Below are 17806 nucleotides of genomic sequence, written 5' to 3'. Positions count from 1 at the left end.
GAGATAAATGGTAAAAAAGAAAGAAATGTCAGAAAAATATTCGATTTACTTTAGAAAGCATATAGACATGAGCGAAGAGATTTGTTAAAATAAGAACAAATGTTCCTTTTTGTTTTTAACCTTTAGAGTCTTACATTTCTCAATTGTTTTGTTGGGAAAAGGTAAGAAAACGCTCTCTTTTTAATGGGGAAGATTATGAAACTGTAATTGTATATCAAGTGAAGATTATTGTAGAAAGTAAGTATCAAAAGGGTTGAAGACCGTTGTTAAAGGACAGTTTTACTGAGTATAATCATGTTGCATAGCAGTGGAGTACACGGAGAAATTTTCTCAACTAGCAGTAAATTCACTGTATATTTCTTGCAAAAACTATTGTATAATGATTATAGAAGTTACTTATTAAAAGTAATTATTGTTGCTTACATGAATTGCGATTTTTTACTTTGCTATAAGACAAGTTATCGCGAAAAATTGCGGAAGTTAGAAATTTAAACTGTAATTAGTACAGAATTTGTACTCTTTAAGGAGAGTGAGCTTTGTATGGTAACATTATATAGTTCTCCAAGCTGTACGTCTTGTAGAAAGGCGAAATTATGGCTAGAGGAAAATCATATTCCTTATACAGAACGTAATATTTTCTCAGATCCATTAACGATTGATGAGATTAAAGAGATTTTACGTATGACAGAAAGCGGAACGGATGAGATTATTTCTACTCGTTCAAAAGTTTTCCAAGAATTGAATGTGAACTTAGAGTCTTTACCACTTCAAGATTTATATAAGATGATTCGTGACTATCCAGGTATTTTACGTCGTCCAATTATGATTGACGAAAAACGCCTTCAAGTAGGTTACAACGAAGATGAAATCCGTCGTTTCTTACCACGTACAGTAAGAACGTTCCAATTACGTGAAGCACAGCGTCTTGTAAATTAATTATAATAATATGAAAACCTTCTACCTATTATAGAGTAGAAGGTTTTTTTTTACTGTTTAACATTACGTAATCGCACTTGTTGAACGATAAAGCCTATGCATAAAATGGTGAAAATGAACAAATAAGGGATACTTGTGGCAAAACTAGGATTATGATGAAAAAACGTTGCAAGTCTGTCTTCATGTGTAATCATTTTTCCTGCTGTATAGGCGAGAACTGCTGCTCCGCAATAAATGAGAAATGGAAAGCGTTCCATGAGTATTAAAATAAGTTTGCTTCCCCAAATGATAATCGGGATAGAAATGAATAAACCGATAATTACGAGTGAAAGTCTTCCGTGAGCTGCTCCTGCAATGGCAATAACATTGTCAAACCCCATAACGAGATCCGCGAATACAATTGTACGCACAGCTTGGAATAAAGTCGTTTTTCCTTTGATAGAAGAAAGATCGTTGTTATTATCAGTGAGTAAATTGACCGCAATTAATGTAAGTAAAATTCCGCCGGTGAGTTGTAAAAATGGGATATCAAGTAAATAGACAGCTAGTATCGTGAGGAGAATTCGTAGCACAATTGCTAACATAGTACCAATCAAAATGGCTTTATTTCGTTTTGCTTCAGGTAAATTTCGGCTAGCTAGTGCGATGACAATTGCGTTATCGCCACCTAGTACAACATCGATACCGACAATCAGTAGTACAGATGTTAAAAACTCTAAGTCCATTCGTCTGCCTCCATTTATGATGTTTTAATAAGCGAAATATATGTATGTGGTGAAGAAAGTTTGTCTAGTTTTGATCCCGCGCTCCCAGGGACAAAATAATCACCTCTAATAGAAGTTTCACTTTATTACAGTGTACGAGGGAATATGGGAATGTATGTCCAAATTTTTTGCGAGCAGTGAATTAGTATAATGGTATATTTATTCCGATTGGTGCGAGCTAATAATCAGTGGAGGATGAAAAAAATACTGATTATTGTTTCACTTTATGTAAAAAGTCGAATACAGATAGGTATATAACTATTTTTGTAAAATAAATCGATTTTATTTCCCTTCTGGAGAATCTTATCATAAAATGAGAGTACAAGAATCTATTGTTTTGTCATATGAGTGGGGAATCCCTTCATAACAATTCTAAGCAGGAAGGGAGCGTTGTATTTTGGATATTGAAAGAATTAATGACCATACGATGAAATTTTTTATTACGTACATTGATATAGAGGATAGAGGGTTTAATCGTGAAGAAATTTGGTATGATCGCGAACGAAGTGAAGAGCTCTTTTGGGAGATGATGGACGAAGCTCGTGATCATGATGATTTCTTTATCGATGGGCCGTTATGGATCCAAGTGCAAGCAGTCGATAAAGGGATTGAAGTACTTGTAACGAAAGCGGAGCTTTCAAAGGATGGACAAAAGCTGGAACTACCAATAGGTGTAGACAAAATTATAGACATTCCTCTAGATGAAGGCATCGAATCATTATTCCAGCAAGAATTAGTGGAAGAGGTAGAAGAACAAGTAGGAACAAACTTTAATGAAGATGGTACGTTTGGCTTTTTAATTAAGTTTAATGATTTTGAAGATGTTATTTCATTAAGTCATCGTCTTATCTTTGAAGATATAAAAGATGAATTACATTCATTTGAGGACCGATATTATGTATATGTGGAATTCGATGAAGTGCTACATGATGAAGAAGAAATTGATCGTATTTTAAGTATTGTTTTAGAATATGGAGAAGAATCTACTTTAACGATTCACCGTGTAAGTGAGTATGGGAAACAGGTTGTGAAAGAGCGTGCGCTTGAGACAATTCGCAACAATTTCCCTCCTAAAATGTAGGCCGATTTCTATAGTATGAAATCGGCTTTTTTTATGAAGAATAGGAAGGCTTTCTTAGTAAGGAGGTAAGAGATGAAAAACACGTTAAAACTACTTTTCTTTTTTCTACTATTGTTCGCATTATTTGTTTCATTACGCATGTTTATTGATGTAGCATTTTATTCGGATGTCATTGGGATAAAGGATGTTTCTATTTTAGGTATTATTAGTATTTTATTTACGGTTTCCGCATTTTTAATTGGATGTGTTATTTTCTTAGAAAACCGCCATCCGTCTAAAACACTTACGTGGTTAATCGTACTAGGTATTTTTCCGGTGTTCGGTTTCTTTGCTTATCTTTTATTTGGACAAAATTTTCGTAGAAAAAGAATGTTCCAAAAGAAGGCATTACTCGATGAACAGGCATTTTTACAATATAAGGGACACGAAGATTACGAAGAACGGATTTTACGAAATCATAAGCATCAAGAATTGTTATTTCGTTTAGCAGATCGACTAGGTGCTTTAAATATTTCATTTCAAACTGAAACGAGGACATTAACAAATGGAGACGAAACGTTTCAGGCAATTTTAGATGGGTTAAATCGAGCGAAACACCACATTCATATGGAGTATTACATTGTGCGTGATGACAAGCTCGGTACAGAAATTAAAGATATTTTAATAAAAAAATCAAAAGAAGGCGTTGTCGTTCGTTTTTTATACGACGCGGTTGGAAGCTTTAAATTATCAAATTCGTATATTGAAGAATTGAATGATGCAGGAGTAGAAATGATTCCATTTTTCCCTGTGCGCTTTCCAATTTTAAACGATAAAATTAATTATCGAAACCACCGAAAAATCATTATTATAGATGGAAATGAAGGGTTTGTAGGTGGATTAAATATTGGTGATGAGTATTTAGGGAAGGATAAATATTTCGGTTTTTGGCGAGACACGCATTTATATTTACGCGGTGAAGCAGTTCAAAGTTTACAGCTAATTTTCCTTCAAGACTGGTTTTATATGACTGGTGAGGCGGTATTAGCACCTGAATATTTACAAGCGGAAGCAGTTGAGGGTGATCATTGGGGCGGAGTCCAACTTGTTGGAGGTGGACCGGATAATAAATGGGAAACAATTAAACATTTATATTTTGCAATGATTGCTTCAGCTAGGAAATCGATTTGGATTGCAACACCATACTTTATCCCAGATGATGATATTTTATCTGCATTAAAAGTAGCTGCACTTGCTGGTATTGATGTTCGTTTGTTAATGCCAAGTAAGCCAGATAAGCGGACTGTCTTTTATGCATCAAGATCGTACTTTCCGGAGTTATTAGATGCAGGAGTAAAAATATATGAATATGAAAAAGGTTTTCTTCATAGTAAAGTTGTCATCGTGGATTCTGATCTCGCATCAATTGGGACAGCTAATATGGATATGAGAAGTTTTCATTTAAACTTTGAAGTAAATGCCTTTTTATATGATACAGGTAGCATTCGAAAGCTCGTTCAAGATTTTAAAGACGATTTAGAAGAATCCAGTGAAATTCATGTTGACCGATTTCATAAGAGACGTCTTCATAGGCGGATTGTTGAATCGACGTATCGGTTATTATCACCTTTATTATAGAAAGAGATGTCCTAATTTAGGACATCTCTTTTTTTGAGAGGAATTTGTAGTAAATTGTAGAATACAAGAAGTTGAAAGGGTGTGATGGTGGATGTTTATTGCAAGGAGAGAAAACGGAGAGAAAATTCATCTATTATATAACCGGGATGAAGAGCGTTTACGCGAAATGCGTAAACGAGAAAAATTCTTTTGTACAGCTTGCGGAAAAGAAGTGCAAATGAAATTAGGAACACAAAAGAGCTGGCATTTTGCTCATAAGAAAGTGGATTCATGTCTTACTTTTTATGAAGCAGAATCTATGTATCATATGCACGGTAAAGAATTGTTATATAGATGGTTAAAACATCAAGATTTTCATGTCGATATAGAGCATTATCTGCCAGTAATCAAGCAACGGCCAGATATTTACGTAGAGAGAGCGGATCGAAAAATTGCGATTGAATATCAATGTGCAAATCTCTCCGTAGAGCAGCTTTCTAAACGAACATACTCGTATTGGCAAGCTGGTATACAGGTCATCTGGATCATTGGTGGAAATCAATTAAAAAAGCAATCTGCATATTGGATGAAATTTTCCTCACTTCTGGCTTTCTCCTTACAATCTTATCCTCAGCCATTTCTTATTTTCTTCTGTCCGAAACAAAAATCGTTTATGAAATGCGCATTTATCACTCCGTTTTCTACAAATGTCTCTTTCTCACATACTATTTATTTACCAACTGATACGACTACTGTTGACATGCTCTTTTCCTCTGTTCCTTTCCAAAAAGAGGTATTAGGACAAGAATGGAAGAGAAAAAAGAACCATTTTCGGCAAAACGCTCTATCTATCTGGAATTATAATCATAAGTCACTACTCCGCCTCTTATATCAATATAAATGTACCCCAGCGAGCTTTCCTTCTGAAATCGGTGTTCCGCTCCCATCCGCGTTTGCTTTTCAAACAAATCCATTTACATGGCAAGCTTTTCTATACATGAAGTGTATAGGTGAGCTTGCGGTAGGGAATTGTATTTCCCTTCAATATGTGTGTAGTTATGTAAAAAAAAATACGGAAATGCGCTTACTTCCGTACTTTTCACAACATATATGGAAAGTAGCGGTTACTGAATATATGACTTTTTTATGTTTTGTAGGCGTGTTGCATAAAGTAGGGACTTATACGTACCGAAAAATGAGGAATATAGTTATGTTACAGGCGGAGGAGGAAGTTAGGAAATATGATGAGATTTGCCTAACTTATGCGCTATCTCTATTTGAGACAAAGTTCAACATGAGAGAAGAAAAAGGGGATATAATAAAGAATGAACGTGAAGGAATTACATAAGAAAAACAGAATTGTACTTAAGTAGAGATATTTAAAGGAGGGCTTACAGAATGTCTGAACAAAATAAAGCAAAAACATTACCAGATCGCAATGAGATTGAAGAAGCAAGCACATGGCGATTAGAAGATATTTTCCAAACAGATGCAGAATGGGAAAAAGAATTCCAAGCTATTAAAGAGCTATTGCCAAAGTTAACTGAATTTAAAGGGAAGCTTGGCGACTCTGCAGACAATTTGCTTGAGGCATTGCAATATGAAGATGAAATTTCAATGCGATTAGGTAAGCTATATACATATGCACATATGCGTTACGATCAAGATACAACAAACTCTGTGTATCAAGCACTGAATGATCGCGCAACAAATTTATACTCACAAGTATCTAGTAGCACAGCGTATATCGTACCTGAAATTTTATCTATTTCAGAAGATACATTGCAAACATTTTTACAAGAAAATCGAGAACTAAGTGTATATGAGCATGCATTAGAAGAAATTACACGTCAACGCCCGCACGTATTATCTGAGGCAGAGGAAGCGTTATTAGCAGAAGCATCTGAAGTGATGAGTGCATCAAGTAATACATTCGGTATGTTGAATAATGCGGATTTGAAATTCCCATCTATTAAAGGTGAGGATGGAGAAGAGGTAGAAATAACACATGGCCGTTACATTCAGTTTTTAGAAAGTGATGATCGTCGTGTTCGCGAAGATGCATTCAAAGCTGTATTTGAAACGTATGGGAAATTTAAGAACACATTTGCAAGTACGTTAAGCGGGGCAGTGAAACGTAATAATTTCAATGCACGTATTCGTAAATATGACTCTGCTCGCCAAGCAGCATTAAGCAATAATAATATTCCTGAAGCAGTATACGATCAACTCGTTGAAACGGTAAATGACAACTTACATTTATTACACCGTTACATTGATATTCGTAAGCGTGCACTAGGACTTGATGAGCTTCATATGTACGATTTATATACACCACTTGTACAAGAAGTGAAAATGAATGTGAAGTATGAAGAAGCGCAAGACCTGTTATTAAAATCTTTAAACGTACTTGGTGATGAATATGTTGAAATTTTAAAAGAAGCATATGAAAATCGCTGGGTAGATGTGTACGAGAATAAAGGCAAACGAAGCGGAGCATATTCATCTGGTGCATACGGAACAAATCCGTATATTTTAATGAACTGGCATGATAATGTAAATAATTTATATACACTTGCTCATGAGTTTGGCCATTCGGTGCATAGTTATTACACAAGAAAGACACAGCCACACGTATACGGTGATTATTCAATCTTCGTTGCAGAGGTAGCATCAACTTGTAATGAAGCGCTTCTAAATGATTATTTATTAAAAACGACAGAAGATAAAAAAGAGCGTCTATATTTATTAAATCATTATTTAGAAGGATTCCGTGGTACTGTATTCCGTCAAACAATGTTTGCAGAGTTCGAGCATATCATTCATAAAAAAGTACAAGAAGGACATGCGGTTACGCCAGATATGTTAACGGAGATCTACTACGATTTAAATAAGAAATATTTCGGGGATGCTTTAGTAATCGATAAAGAAATCGGTTTAGAATGGTCTCGTATTCCGCACTTCTATTACAACTATTACGTATATCAATACGCAACAGGATTTAGTGCAGCGACTGCGTTATCTAAACAAATTTTAGAAGAAGGGCAACCAGCAGTAGAACGTTACATTAACGAATTCTTAAAAGCGGGAAGCTCCGATTATCCAATTGAAGTGTTGAAAAAAGCAGGAGTTGATATGGCATCTCCTGAACCAGTGAAAGAGGCACTTCAAGTATTTGAAGAGAAATTAAATGAATTAGAAGCGTTATTATTTGAAGAAAAGTAATGAGAAAAGACGAGGGATTTTATCCTCGTCTTTTTTGTTTGAAAATGTTTTTGTCGATATTTGTCGATAAAATAAGGAGGATTTCCTTACTTTTTCTAAATTAGAAGGCAGTTTTACAGTTGATTTTTGTAATTAAAATCCTTTAAATCGTTTTCTATAGTTGAAATAAGAGACAGCGATGACGATAACTCCGAATAAAAGAGGAAAGGCAATAATTTTAGGGAAAGCTTGTAATAGAGAGAGGATATACAAGAAAAAAGAAACAATAACACATAGAAAGATAAGAAAAATATGAGATTTTTTCATAAGGAAACCTCCTAAATTGCTTTTTTTATAGCTTATTCAAGAATGAAAACGTTTAGAATGTGACAAAAATGTGAAATTCGACAAAAGGGGTTGTCATCTGACGTCGAATCTTGTAATATAATAAGCGTGAACGAATTCACATACAAACATATACCCCTTTGTTTGAACGTGAAAATTTCTCCCATCCCCTTTAATATTTTTATAAGCCGTAAAGAAAAAGACCTGGTGTTTACACCAGGTCTTTTTCTGTTGCTATCCATTTCCAATAACGCTCGCACTTCACTTCAATCATTTGTACTTTTCGTTTTAGTTGTAATTTTTTTAGTTCACGCTCTATTTCTTGCTGAGGGCAGTCATATATAAAAGAGATTTCCTTTGAAGAAATAAATTGTGTTGCTTCTAGTAATGCTTCTAAAGGAGGTAATGGTTCTGGCTCAATTTCGCATTTTACCAGTTCTTTTAATAGCTGTACGTATACATCATAGGAATAAATCCCTGTGATTTTAATACCTTCCTCATCTGAATTTGCATGAAAAAATAGGAGGGAAGGTATTTCTGTAATATGCATCTCATTTGTGAATTTTAGGTCGCATTGGAAAGCTTTTTTTGCGCTAACTGAGTGTAGGTCTTTTTTAAATTCCTCTACATCAATGCCACTATCTTTAGCACATGTAAGCAATAATTCACAGTCAGGGTTTGATACATTTTCAAGAAAAATGTATTCTTGGAGTTTTCGCAAAAACTTCGAACCTGCTTTTCGGCCTTGCAACTCCGCCGCCTTAATTGCCATCGAAACTAAATACGGTGTTGACGACGCCTCTTGCATATGTACTTTTCCATCACATGAAAAACCTTGTAAACTTGTTGTCTTTTCCCACACAAATCGAATATTAGCAGGTTTATTCCATTTGTGTGAGGAAGCGTTTGCCCCGTCCACTTTTCCTGTTACTATATGACGAATAGAGAAGTATTTCCCATACTCAAGCCATAGTTTAATAATAAATGGCTCGATATCCCAGCAATCTTTACAAAGTGGATCAATAAATAAATATGCTTCTACAGATTTATGCTCGCATGTGGAAGGAGAAGGCATATTTATATGCTTTGCTTCCTGCTTATCCATTACACTTCACCTGTTTCATTTGGAGTATTGACCATATGTTGAGCAGTTAATGCTAAACGTTCAAAAACAAACTCTCTTATATGACCGTGCACTCCTGTATCATCCATTGCTTGCTCCATACATGACAGCCAAGCTTCTGCGCGTTTTGGAGTAATCTCAAACGGAAGATGGCGTGCTCTTAGCATAGGATGCCCATGTTCTTCAGTGTATAAATTAGGACCACCTAAATATTGTGTTAAAAATTGTTTCTGCTTCCTAGCAGTTTCTGTTAAATCATCCGGGAAGATCGGAGATAAGTCAGGGTGTTCACTGACATAGGAATAAAATGTATCCACTAATGTTGCAATGCATTGTTCACCGCCGATTGCTTCAAATGGTGTCATCGGTTGCTTGCTCATCCTTTATAAACCCCTTTTTCCATGAAATGTATATCTATTGTAGCAATGGAATGTTATGAAGAGCAACTAAACAGCCTTCATAACATTCTTTACTTATTCTATATGTTGCTAATAAATCTTTTGCTTTTCAAAAAGGTGAAATGTAGCCGTAAGTACAGCTCTTCTTCACTGATGGAAATTTTACTTTAGCGCTCTTCGTTTTGTTTGGCAAGGAAAAAGCGTTTTACTTTGTTGTTTGTATGACGAACTGGTACGTTATGTTGCTTTAATAACCTTATAAATGCTGCTTTACCGGTCTTTTCATCTTGCACTTCGTATTCAATTTCATAATCATCGTGATTGTAATAGAAACTATGATCAAAGACAAGCGTTCCGCCTTCAAATAATATTTCAGCTCTTTCTGTTGTTAAACTACCCATATAAGTTAAAGAGGAAACGGGAATTTGTAATTGGTGTAGCTGACCCATTACAGTTCCTTGAATGATTGTGTTTGTTTCCATCATAAGTTGTGCTTCTTTTTCTGTTATAGACTGATGAGTTTCTAATAAACCAATTTCAGCAGGTTGTTTTAATGTTAATGTATAAGTTCCATCTTTATGACGAATACGAAGTGCAGAGCCTGCATCTTTTAAAGAGAAGTGAGGCGTTTCAAAGTAGTGATTTACTTGTTTTGTAAATGCTTCAATAGAAAAAGATTTGCATAATGTTTGGAATTCTTCCTCTGTAACCATATTTTTAAATTCAATTTCAATTTCTTGTGTCATTGTATGCGCTCCTTTTGAAAAATAATTCTTTCCACATTATCGCTTTTTCGCAAATTTGGTTCAATGTTTTATTTGTTTGCGTCCATGTTATGATACAATAATACTGTTAAGTAAGACAGGAAGTTGAGATGGAGGAGTTCGAGTATGCAAAATAAAATTCAAGTTAAGAGCGTAGAAACGAGAGAGAATGCGCTTATTTTTTGTGCGGAAAATACTGAAATAGAGGTAAAGGAGTTAAGTGCGCGTAATCACGTACTTGTAGACTCAGACAATTTATCATTTTTATATATCTTAGAAAATGAATCATCTTTCATTTATGTAAGTATTCCGCATACATGCTGGGAAGCAATGCATGAAGCGATGAATAAAGATACAGCGATGTTTATTCGCGTGAATGATGTTGAAATAGAATTAGAAGGATTAAAAGAAGAAGTAGAATATTTAGTTGAAAATATTGAAGGTAATGCAAATTACGGAGAAGAACTAGTAACTGCTGTAGAAAAAGTGTTTCTATAAGCAAATGGATTGATTTTGGTGGTGGTTGAAATGAATCGTAATTGGGAAGAATTTTTAGCACCGTATCACCAAGCGGTGGCGGAGCTGAAAGTGAAACTAAAAGGAATGCGTACTCAATTTGCAATGTTAACGGAGCATTCTCCAATTGAGTTTGTAACAGGAAGGGTAAAGTCGGTTGCAAGTATTATTGATAAAGCGGAGAAGAGAAATGTACCGCTAGACCGAATTAGAGAAGATATGCAGGACATCGCGGGCCTTCGAATGATGTGTCAATTCGTAGATGAGATTAAGCCTGTTGTAGAATATCTTCGAAAACGAAATGATTTTGACATTGTAGAAGAACGTGATTATGTAACGCAAAAGAAAGATAGCGGCTATCGCTCTTACCACGTTGTCATTAGTTATCCTGTTCAAACGATACAGGGGGAGAAAAAAGTGTTAGTTGAAATTCAAATTCGCACGTTAGCAATGAATTTTTGGGCAACGATTGAGCATTCTTTAAATTACAAATATAGTGGACGTTTTCCTGAAGATATTAAAATACGCTTACAACGTGCAGCGGAAGCGGCGTTTTTATTAGATGAAGAAATGTCTTCCATTCGTCTTGAAATTCAAGAAGCGCAAAAGGTCTTTTCACGAAAGCAGGAAACGAAAGATTCTGAATCATAAACTAAAGGGTGTTGGGCGATGAAATTTACAATTATGTCAAAGGGAGATCAATCATCAGATACACTAGCAAGTACGATGAAAGAATACTTGTTAGATTTTGGGTTTACAATGGATGAAAAGGAACCTGATATTGTAATTTCTGTTGGGGGAGATGGAACGCTTTTATATGCATTCCATCGTTACTATAATCGATTAGATGAAACCGCATTTGTTGGTGTACATACAGGGCATTTAGGTTTCTATGCAGATTGGTTACCGACGGAAGTAGAGAAGTTGGTGATTGCAATCGCTAAAACACCGTTCCAAGTGGTTGAATATCCACTTTTAGAAGTGATTATTCGCTATGTGAATGGTAGTAAAGAGTCGCAGTATTTGGCGATGAATGAAGCGACTGTAAAAAGTGCAGAAGGTACATTAGTAACAGAAGTGGAAATACGCGGAGAGTATTTCGAAACGTTTCGCGGAGATGGTCTTTGTATTTCTACTCCTTCAGGAAGTACCGCGTATAATAAGGCGCTTGGCGGAGCAATTATTCACCCTTCTATTGAAGCGATTCAAATTGCAGAAATGGCATCTATCAACAATCGTGTATTTCGTACGGTAGGTTCGCCGCTCGTACTGCCGAAGCATCATACATGCGTTTTAAAGCCGGCTGCAGGAATGAACATGCAAATTACCGTGGATCATTTGACGATGGTTCATCAAGATGTGAAATCAATTCAGTATCGCGTTGCAAACGAGAAAGTACGATTTGTTCGTTTCCGTCCGTTCCCATTCTGGAAACGTGTTCGTGACTCGTTTGTTGCAGATAAATAGAGAGGGTTTATATATTTGAACAGATTTACATTGAAATGGGATATAGGGCTGGCTGAAGAGGGAACTTTAGTTAGAGAATTTTTGAAAACAAAAGGGATTTCGAAAGCTGCTTTAACGGATATAAAGTTCCGCGGGGGAGCAATTGAAGTAAACGGTCAACACACAAGTGTTCGTCACAAGTTACAAGCTGGTGAAGAGTTACAAATCTTTTTTCCAGTGGAGGAAAGAAGTGAAGGGATGGAAGTGGAAGATATCCCTTTATGTATCGTATATGAAGATGATGCGGTTCTTGTTATAAATAAAGAAGCAAATATGTCGACGATTCCGTCTAGGGAGCACCCGTCAGGAAGTATTGCAAACGCTCTTTTATATCATTATGATAAACAAAATCTTGCAAGTACGGTGCACATTGTGACGAGGTTAGACCGTGATACTTCAGGGCTTATGTTAATTGCGAAAAATAGATTCGTTCACCACCTTTTATCGAAGCAGCATCAACAAAAAGGGGTGAAACGAACGTATGAGGCAATCGTTCATGGGACTATTTTAGAAGAAGTAGGAACGATTGACGCGCCAATCGGACGAAAAGCGGATAGTATTATCGAGCGAACTGTCTGTGAAGATGGTCAAAGAGCTGTTACTCATTTTAGAGTGATGGAGAGTTCTTCCGATAAGACGCATGTAGCGCTTGAGCTCGAGACGGGAAGAACACATCAAATTCGTGTACATATGGCATATATAGGAAATCCGCTACTTGGGGATGATCTATACGGTGGCCGAAGAGATGTGATAAAACGTCAAGCGCTGCATAGTACATCTTTGACGTTTTATCATCCTATTTTAGAAAAGGGAATGACTTTTACCGTAAGTATCCCAGAGGATATGCAATACGCTCTACATAACAATTAAAAGGGAACAAAATTCTTATCATAAAAAGAATTTTGTTCCCTTTTTTTAGCGAAATAATATTAAAATTTGATTTTCACCAGTACGTTTTATAACGAAAAAGCCACTTTCAGCTTTCGTGGCAATGCCGTCATCATTCGGACGACAATATCCGTGTGTTTCGCAAGTGCCGTCATCACGTACTAACATTTGTCCAATTAATCCGACAGGAAGCCACTCAGTACGGTCTCTTCTTGATATATACTTACAAGCTGGATCCCATTCTGTATTTAAAAGAGGTCGTATTTCTTGCGTATCCGTACGCGTATATTGACGTTTTCCGAAGCTATCTGTTTTATAGCGTTTTTGCCAACTTAAAGCACCGCTATTTCCTATGAGAGCAGGCGTAGCGCTGGATATGCCTAATATGAATGTATCATTTGAAGTAGCTTTTCGAATTTTTTCTTCGCTACTAAATGTAATGAAATAGCCGATATCAATAGGGCTATGATCTGCTGCCTCAAACATTTGTGCAAAATCAGTACCACCTGCATTGTAAGAAGCACCATCGATATACATTTCTCCGTTATGGGCAAGCCATTTGGCACCTATATTATAATCAGTGTCATTTGTCCCATTTGCGATAAACCAGGAATAAGCTTCTTCTGCTGTACCAAATTTCCCCATAATATGGCTGCCTGCAAAATTAGCTGTTGATGTATGATTTCCTTCCGCATGAGATGAGAATCCGTTAGCGATAGTTGCGGTTCCTTCTGCATGTGCTGCTTCGCCCAAAGCAATTGCATGTTTTCCTTCTGCATGAGAATAAGAGCCGCCTGCTGTCGTTTCACTTCCTTCGCTATGCGAACTATGTCCAGTTGCCTTTGTTTTTGTCCCTTCTGCATGAGAAAAGGGACCCGTTGCATGTGTAAGAAGCCCTTCTGCATGTGAAGCGATTCCATCAGCTTTAGAGTGAAGTCCTTCTTTATATGCGTGACGAGCTCCTTTGTTATTTTCTTTTTTTATAGGTGTAGGTACAGGAGCCTGAATAGGGGCGGATCTTTCTATTTGTACATCGTTGCCCGAGATTAATGCTTCTTTTATTTTTTTTACTTGATTTATAATAGTAGCTGGAATTTCTGGTTGTACTTTTTCCTTTATTGCTGCAGGAATGTTTTCTTCTATATTTTTTTGTATCTTTTCCGAATTAAGCACAGGTTCATCATTATTAGAAGCGAGCTTCTTTTTTTGTTTTGCTTTTATTTTCCTGCTATCTATAATTCGCCTCATAACAGCATTTTCTAAAGAGATATATTTTTCTCTCGGTTTGCTTTTTTTTGATGACTCTTGTTCTTCTATTTCTTCTATAGCTGCCGCTCGAATACTGCACCAGTTGTTAATTCCATACATGGGATGATATAAAGGGTGGAATTTTCTTTTTTGTTTAGAAGATTTTTTCTTCATTCCGTCACCTCCTGCGACAGTATATGCCGTGCAATTAAAAAAAGATGCACTTTATTGCATCTTTTTTTAATTGCTTTATCTAGTTTTAGTGAGGAATATGTCTAGAAAACACCATGATCCTCTGCAAATCGTGAATTGTATTAAGTAGAGGTATTTATCCCGATTGGTGCGGGCTAATAATCAGTGGGGGATGAACAAAACCCCCACTGATTAAAGTTTCACTTTATGAAATTGGGCGGAACTTTTCAGGGACAAAAGGTAGGGAAGAAGGGACAGAAACGGTCTCCAACTCAGGGTAACGTAGTCCAGTTAGTTTACCACCAAATACAGCACCAGTATCAATATTGACTGTATGATTCACAAAGCGAGGTTCATTGACAGGTGTATGTCCATAAACAATCCATGTTTCACCCTTATACTCTTTCGCCCAATCTTGGCGGACAGGTGAGCCGTCAGGGTGTTTTTCGCCTGTAATATCACCATATAATACAAAGGTTTCTACTTTTTTATCTTGTCTTCCTATGTAATCTTGCCGAATACCAGCGTGACAGACGGTTAATTTTTTTTCATCCAGTATGTGATATAGCGGTGATTGTTCGTAAAGAGTAATGAATTTTTCTTTTATTATTTGTTGCTTATTAGAAGGCAATGCCTCATATTCTGCAACAGTTGTTTCGAGCCCATGGGCGATTGTAACATTACGTCCAAGGAAGAAACGATACAGTTTATTACAGTGATTCCCTGGAGCATAATAAGCATCTTTTCTATTTATTACGAGCTCCCATACAATTTCAATCATCCGTAATGAATGAGGACCTCGGTCTGTAATATCACCAACGAATGCAAGCCTTCGTTTTGCGTTATGAATTGGGATACCACTATCCCAGCTATACCCTAGTTTCGTTGTTAAATCTTGAAACTCTTGGAAGCATCCGTGAATATCACCTATAATGTCATATTTCATATTTAAACCTCCAGCTCATTTTTTCATTAGTATATCTAAAATGGACATAGAAAAAAACCATACCGTTTTTCGATATGGTTCATTTAAACATAAAGATTTTAGTTCTTGAGCGTACGTTTAAAATAAATCCAATAGCAACCATATATGTGAGCAGTGAACTCCCGCCGTAGCTCATAAGCGGTAACGTTATTCCTGTAATAGGGAGTAAACCAATTGTCATCCCAATATTTTGGAATACTTGGAACGTAAACATTCCAATTGTACCAGCGCAAATATAACTACCGAAAGGTTCATTGCTTTCTAAAGCGATATGGATCATTCGGTAAATGAGTAAGAAAAAAAATGAAATAATAACACTTGCTCCTAAAAAACCGAATTGTTCAGCGATATTTGTAAAAATAAAATCTGTATGTGGCTCTGGAAAATATACTTGTCTATTTTCCCATCCTTTTCCTTGCATCTCTCCTGATCCAGTAGCTAAAAATGCTTGTCTTAATTGATATCCTTGTGCGTCATATTCATAAGGTGCAAGCCAACCATAGAAGCGATTTAATTGATATTCTTTTAGAATGTGCTCTTTAAAGAACTCTGTATGCGTGAAATAAATATATGTTAAGGTAGAGCCTATGGCGAAAATACCGGAGGTTAATCCGAGGATAAAGCGCCAACGTATACCAGAAACTAAAACCATTGTTGCAAGCATCGCTGAAATGACCATTGTGTTTCCTAAATCAGGTTCTTTTGCGATTAGAAGTAGTGGAGGTAAACTAGCTGCAAATATTTTTAAAAGTAAAATGAAATCTTCACGAGTTGTCCGAAAAAGGTATTTTTCATTATGATTCGCTATAATTCGTCCAACGACGATAATCAAAAATAATTTCATAATTTCAGAAGGCTGAAAGTTTCCGATGCCTGGAAGTCTGTACCATGCGGTAGCCCCTTTAATTGTAACGGCGCCAGGAACTTGAAGTTCTAGGCCAATTAGAAGTATGAGTGCAAAGCTATATAAATACCAAGCAATTTGTTTATAGCGATCGAAATCAATAACCATAATAACACCAATGGCGATAAATCCAATGGCATACCATTGGATTTGTTTTAATACAAAATTTACGTTTTGTAAAAATGGTGGTAAAGAAGCTTGTGCACTTGCGATAGCAAAGCAGCTAACAATCCCAATGGCAAATAAAATGAATATTAATATGTAGTCTATTTGATATTGAGTGTTCGGATCTTTCACTGTATGAATTCCTTTCTACTGCTCTCTATATTAGTGGGTTTTAGTTGGTGCATCACATAGTTTAAAAAGAATGTATGAACTATACGCATTATTCACGTAAAGCTCACACATTTTATTTTCGCAGAATAGACTAATGATGTAGCTCTTTTATAATTATGTCCAAACAATGGGAAAGACGTACATGTGCATCTGGAATGAGGTTTGGTAGCTGGCTATAATATTCTAAGGAACCTTTACACCATTTATAAGCGCTAATTAGACCTAGTCTATAATCTGTATTATCTTGTAAAAATCCGTATTCTTTTGAAGTTATAACGAGGTGCGTAAAATCCTCAGATCCTTCAAGGAGCTTGCTGTGTATTTGTTGCCCAGTATGGTAGCGAAATTGGCTTAAAGGTTCGGATATGTATACTGCGTCTCCTTTAGAAAGTAAGGAAATCCATGATGCCATATCGACACTACAAGAATAGTGCCTTCCTTTTAGCGTGCCGAAAGGTTCAGTGAGTAACTGTTTTCTAAACAGAATAGTTGTAGGCTCACCGATAATGTTATGTCCACCTTTTAACATCCAGTCGCCTAAAAATATTCCGTTTAATTGAATGTCTTCGCTATATAATCTTTGTGTTGGATGAGCATCTCCAATTAAATTCCCGTGATCATCAATACGTACTCGATAAGAAGTTATAAGAACGAGATTTTTATTTGTGTCTTGCTCAAAATAAGCCATCATTTTTTGTATTTTATGATTATAAAACACATCATCGTCCATTAAAAAATTTATATACTCCCCATTAGATTTCTCTAAGAGCATAAGATCGTTATGAAATTGTCCTAAAGTAGTGGTATTTCGAATGTATGTTATGTTTTTATAATTAGGTAAATACTGTTCATTTATTAAGATTTCTGTTTCATCATTTGTACTATCGTCTCCTATAATAATTTCAATGTTTGGATAAGTTTGTGCCAATGCACTTTCTAGAGCAATTTTGAAATAATGTGGTCGATTATAAGTGGGAATAAGGATGGAAACGAGAGGTGACTTTTTTTTATTATTCATAC

18 protein-coding genes are annotated in these 17806 nt (G+C 36.0%); 9 read left to right on the top strand and 9 right to left on the bottom strand.

Translation table 11 applies throughout. From position 1 onward, the window contains the following. Positions 1-540: 540 nt before the first annotated feature. A complete protein-coding gene (gene spx, locus BG05_RS25165) occupies positions 541-936 on the top strand; it encodes a transcriptional regulator Spx (protein ID WP_002011348.1) in 396 nt (131 codons plus the stop codon). Between the two features lie 50 nt (positions 937-986). Here the strand turns inward: spx and BG05_RS25160 are convergent, their stop codons facing one another. Next, on the bottom strand, positions 987-1661 hold the full coding sequence (locus BG05_RS25160) for a TerC family protein (RefSeq protein WP_002030376.1): 675 nt from the start codon (positions 1659-1661) through the stop codon (positions 987-989). A gap of 436 nt (positions 1662-2097) precedes the next feature. On the opposite strand from BG05_RS25160, the gene mecA reads away from it, so the two are divergent. From mecA to pepF, 4 genes are all read left to right on the top strand, one after another. Further along, positions 2098-2781, top strand: coding sequence for an adaptor protein MecA (mecA, locus tag BG05_RS25155; RefSeq protein ID WP_002011351.1), 684 nt, complete (start codon positions 2098-2100; stop codon positions 2779-2781). Between the two features lie 72 nt (positions 2782-2853). Continuing rightward, a complete protein-coding gene (locus tag BG05_RS25150; RefSeq protein WP_003187968.1) occupies positions 2854-4398 on the top strand; it encodes a cardiolipin synthase in 1545 nt (514 codons plus the stop codon). Between the two features lie 91 nt (positions 4399-4489). Continuing rightward, a complete protein-coding gene (locus tag BG05_RS25145) occupies positions 4490-5725 on the top strand; it encodes a competence protein CoiA (RefSeq protein ID WP_002011354.1) in 1236 nt (411 codons plus the stop codon). A 50-nt stretch (positions 5726-5775) separates the two neighbouring features. Continuing rightward, positions 5776-7602 carry an oligoendopeptidase F gene (pepF, locus tag BG05_RS25140; RefSeq protein WP_002134970.1) on the top strand — a complete coding sequence of 609 codons (1827 nt, stop codon included), beginning with the start codon at positions 5776-5778 and terminating at the stop codon, positions 7600-7602. A gap of 132 nt (positions 7603-7734) precedes the next feature. On the opposite strand, the gene BG05_RS31220 is transcribed toward pepF, so the two are convergent. From BG05_RS31220 to BG05_RS25125, 4 genes are all read right to left on the bottom strand, one after another. Next, positions 7735-7908 carry a hypothetical protein gene (locus tag BG05_RS31220; protein ID WP_000748141.1) on the bottom strand — a complete coding sequence of 58 codons (174 nt, stop codon included), beginning with the start codon at positions 7906-7908 and terminating at the stop codon, positions 7735-7737. Positions 7909-8137: 229 nt separating this feature from the next. Continuing rightward, positions 8138-9031, bottom strand: a complete 894-nt coding sequence (locus BG05_RS25135; RefSeq protein ID WP_002125944.1) for a ClpXP adapter SpxH family protein — start codon at positions 9029-9031, stop codon at positions 8138-8140. Further along, positions 9031-9429 carry a globin domain-containing protein gene (locus BG05_RS25130; RefSeq protein WP_000043388.1) on the bottom strand — a complete coding sequence of 133 codons (399 nt, stop codon included), beginning with the start codon at positions 9427-9429 and terminating at the stop codon, positions 9031-9033. Before BG05_RS25130 ends, BG05_RS25135 begins: the two co-directional genes overlap by 1 nt. A gap of 185 nt (positions 9430-9614) precedes the next feature. Continuing rightward, positions 9615-10193, bottom strand: a complete 579-nt coding sequence (locus tag BG05_RS25125) for a CYTH domain-containing protein (protein ID WP_002011360.1) — start codon at positions 10191-10193, stop codon at positions 9615-9617. A 144-nt stretch (positions 10194-10337) separates the two neighbouring features. Here BG05_RS25125 and BG05_RS25120 point away from each other — a divergent pair, with 144 nt between their 5' ends. From BG05_RS25120 to BG05_RS25105, 4 genes are read left to right on the top strand one after another with little or no spacing between them, the layout of a single operon-like run. Then, a complete protein-coding gene (locus BG05_RS25120; RefSeq protein WP_002011362.1) occupies positions 10338-10709 on the top strand; it encodes a UPF0738 family protein in 372 nt (123 codons plus the stop codon). Positions 10710-10739: 30 nt separating this feature from the next. Continuing rightward, positions 10740-11378, top strand: a complete 639-nt coding sequence (gene yjbM, locus BG05_RS25115) for a GTP diphosphokinase (protein WP_002125951.1) — start codon at positions 10740-10742, stop codon at positions 11376-11378. An 18-nt stretch (positions 11379-11396) separates the two neighbouring features. Next, entirely contained in the window at positions 11397-12194 is a 798-nt protein-coding gene (locus tag BG05_RS25110) for an NAD kinase (RefSeq protein ID WP_002011365.1), read from the top strand. A gap of 15 nt (positions 12195-12209) precedes the next feature. After that, a complete protein-coding gene (locus tag BG05_RS25105; RefSeq protein ID WP_002125954.1) occupies positions 12210-13103 on the top strand; it encodes an RluA family pseudouridine synthase in 894 nt (297 codons plus the stop codon). 45 nt (positions 13104-13148) lie between these two features. Here the strand turns inward: BG05_RS25105 and BG05_RS25100 are convergent, their stop codons facing one another. The 4 genes from BG05_RS25100 to BG05_RS25085 all read right to left on the bottom strand — a co-directional run bounded on the left by BG05_RS25100 (position 13149) and on the right by BG05_RS25085 (position 17804). After that, on the bottom strand, positions 13149-14543 hold the full coding sequence (locus BG05_RS25100) for a peptidase G2 autoproteolytic cleavage domain-containing protein (RefSeq protein WP_003187978.1): 1395 nt from the start codon (positions 14541-14543) through the stop codon (positions 13149-13151). Positions 14544-14766: 223 nt separating this feature from the next. After that, entirely contained in the window at positions 14767-15507 is a 741-nt protein-coding gene (prpE, locus tag BG05_RS25095) for a bis(5'-nucleosyl)-tetraphosphatase PrpE (protein WP_002125956.1), read from the bottom strand. 79 nt (positions 15508-15586) lie between these two features. Further along, the gene (locus tag BG05_RS25090) at positions 15587-16747 is read right to left on the bottom strand and encodes an FtsW/RodA/SpoVE family cell cycle protein (protein ID WP_002030401.1); all 1161 of its coding nucleotides are present in this window, start codon (positions 16745-16747) and stop codon (positions 15587-15589) included. Positions 16748-16877: 130 nt separating this feature from the next. Next, a complete protein-coding gene (locus BG05_RS25085; RefSeq protein WP_002011371.1) occupies positions 16878-17804 on the bottom strand; it encodes a glycosyltransferase family 2 protein in 927 nt (308 codons plus the stop codon). Positions 17805-17806 lie beyond the last annotated feature (2 nt).

It is taken from the genome of Bacillus mycoides (genome assembly GCF_000832605.1).
In the GTDB taxonomy this organism is placed as follows: domain Bacteria; phylum Bacillota; class Bacilli; order Bacillales; family Bacillaceae_G; genus Bacillus_A; species Bacillus_A mycoides.
The sequence above is the reverse complement of the archived record's forward strand: the minus strand, read 5'-3'. Positions and strand labels throughout refer to the sequence as shown.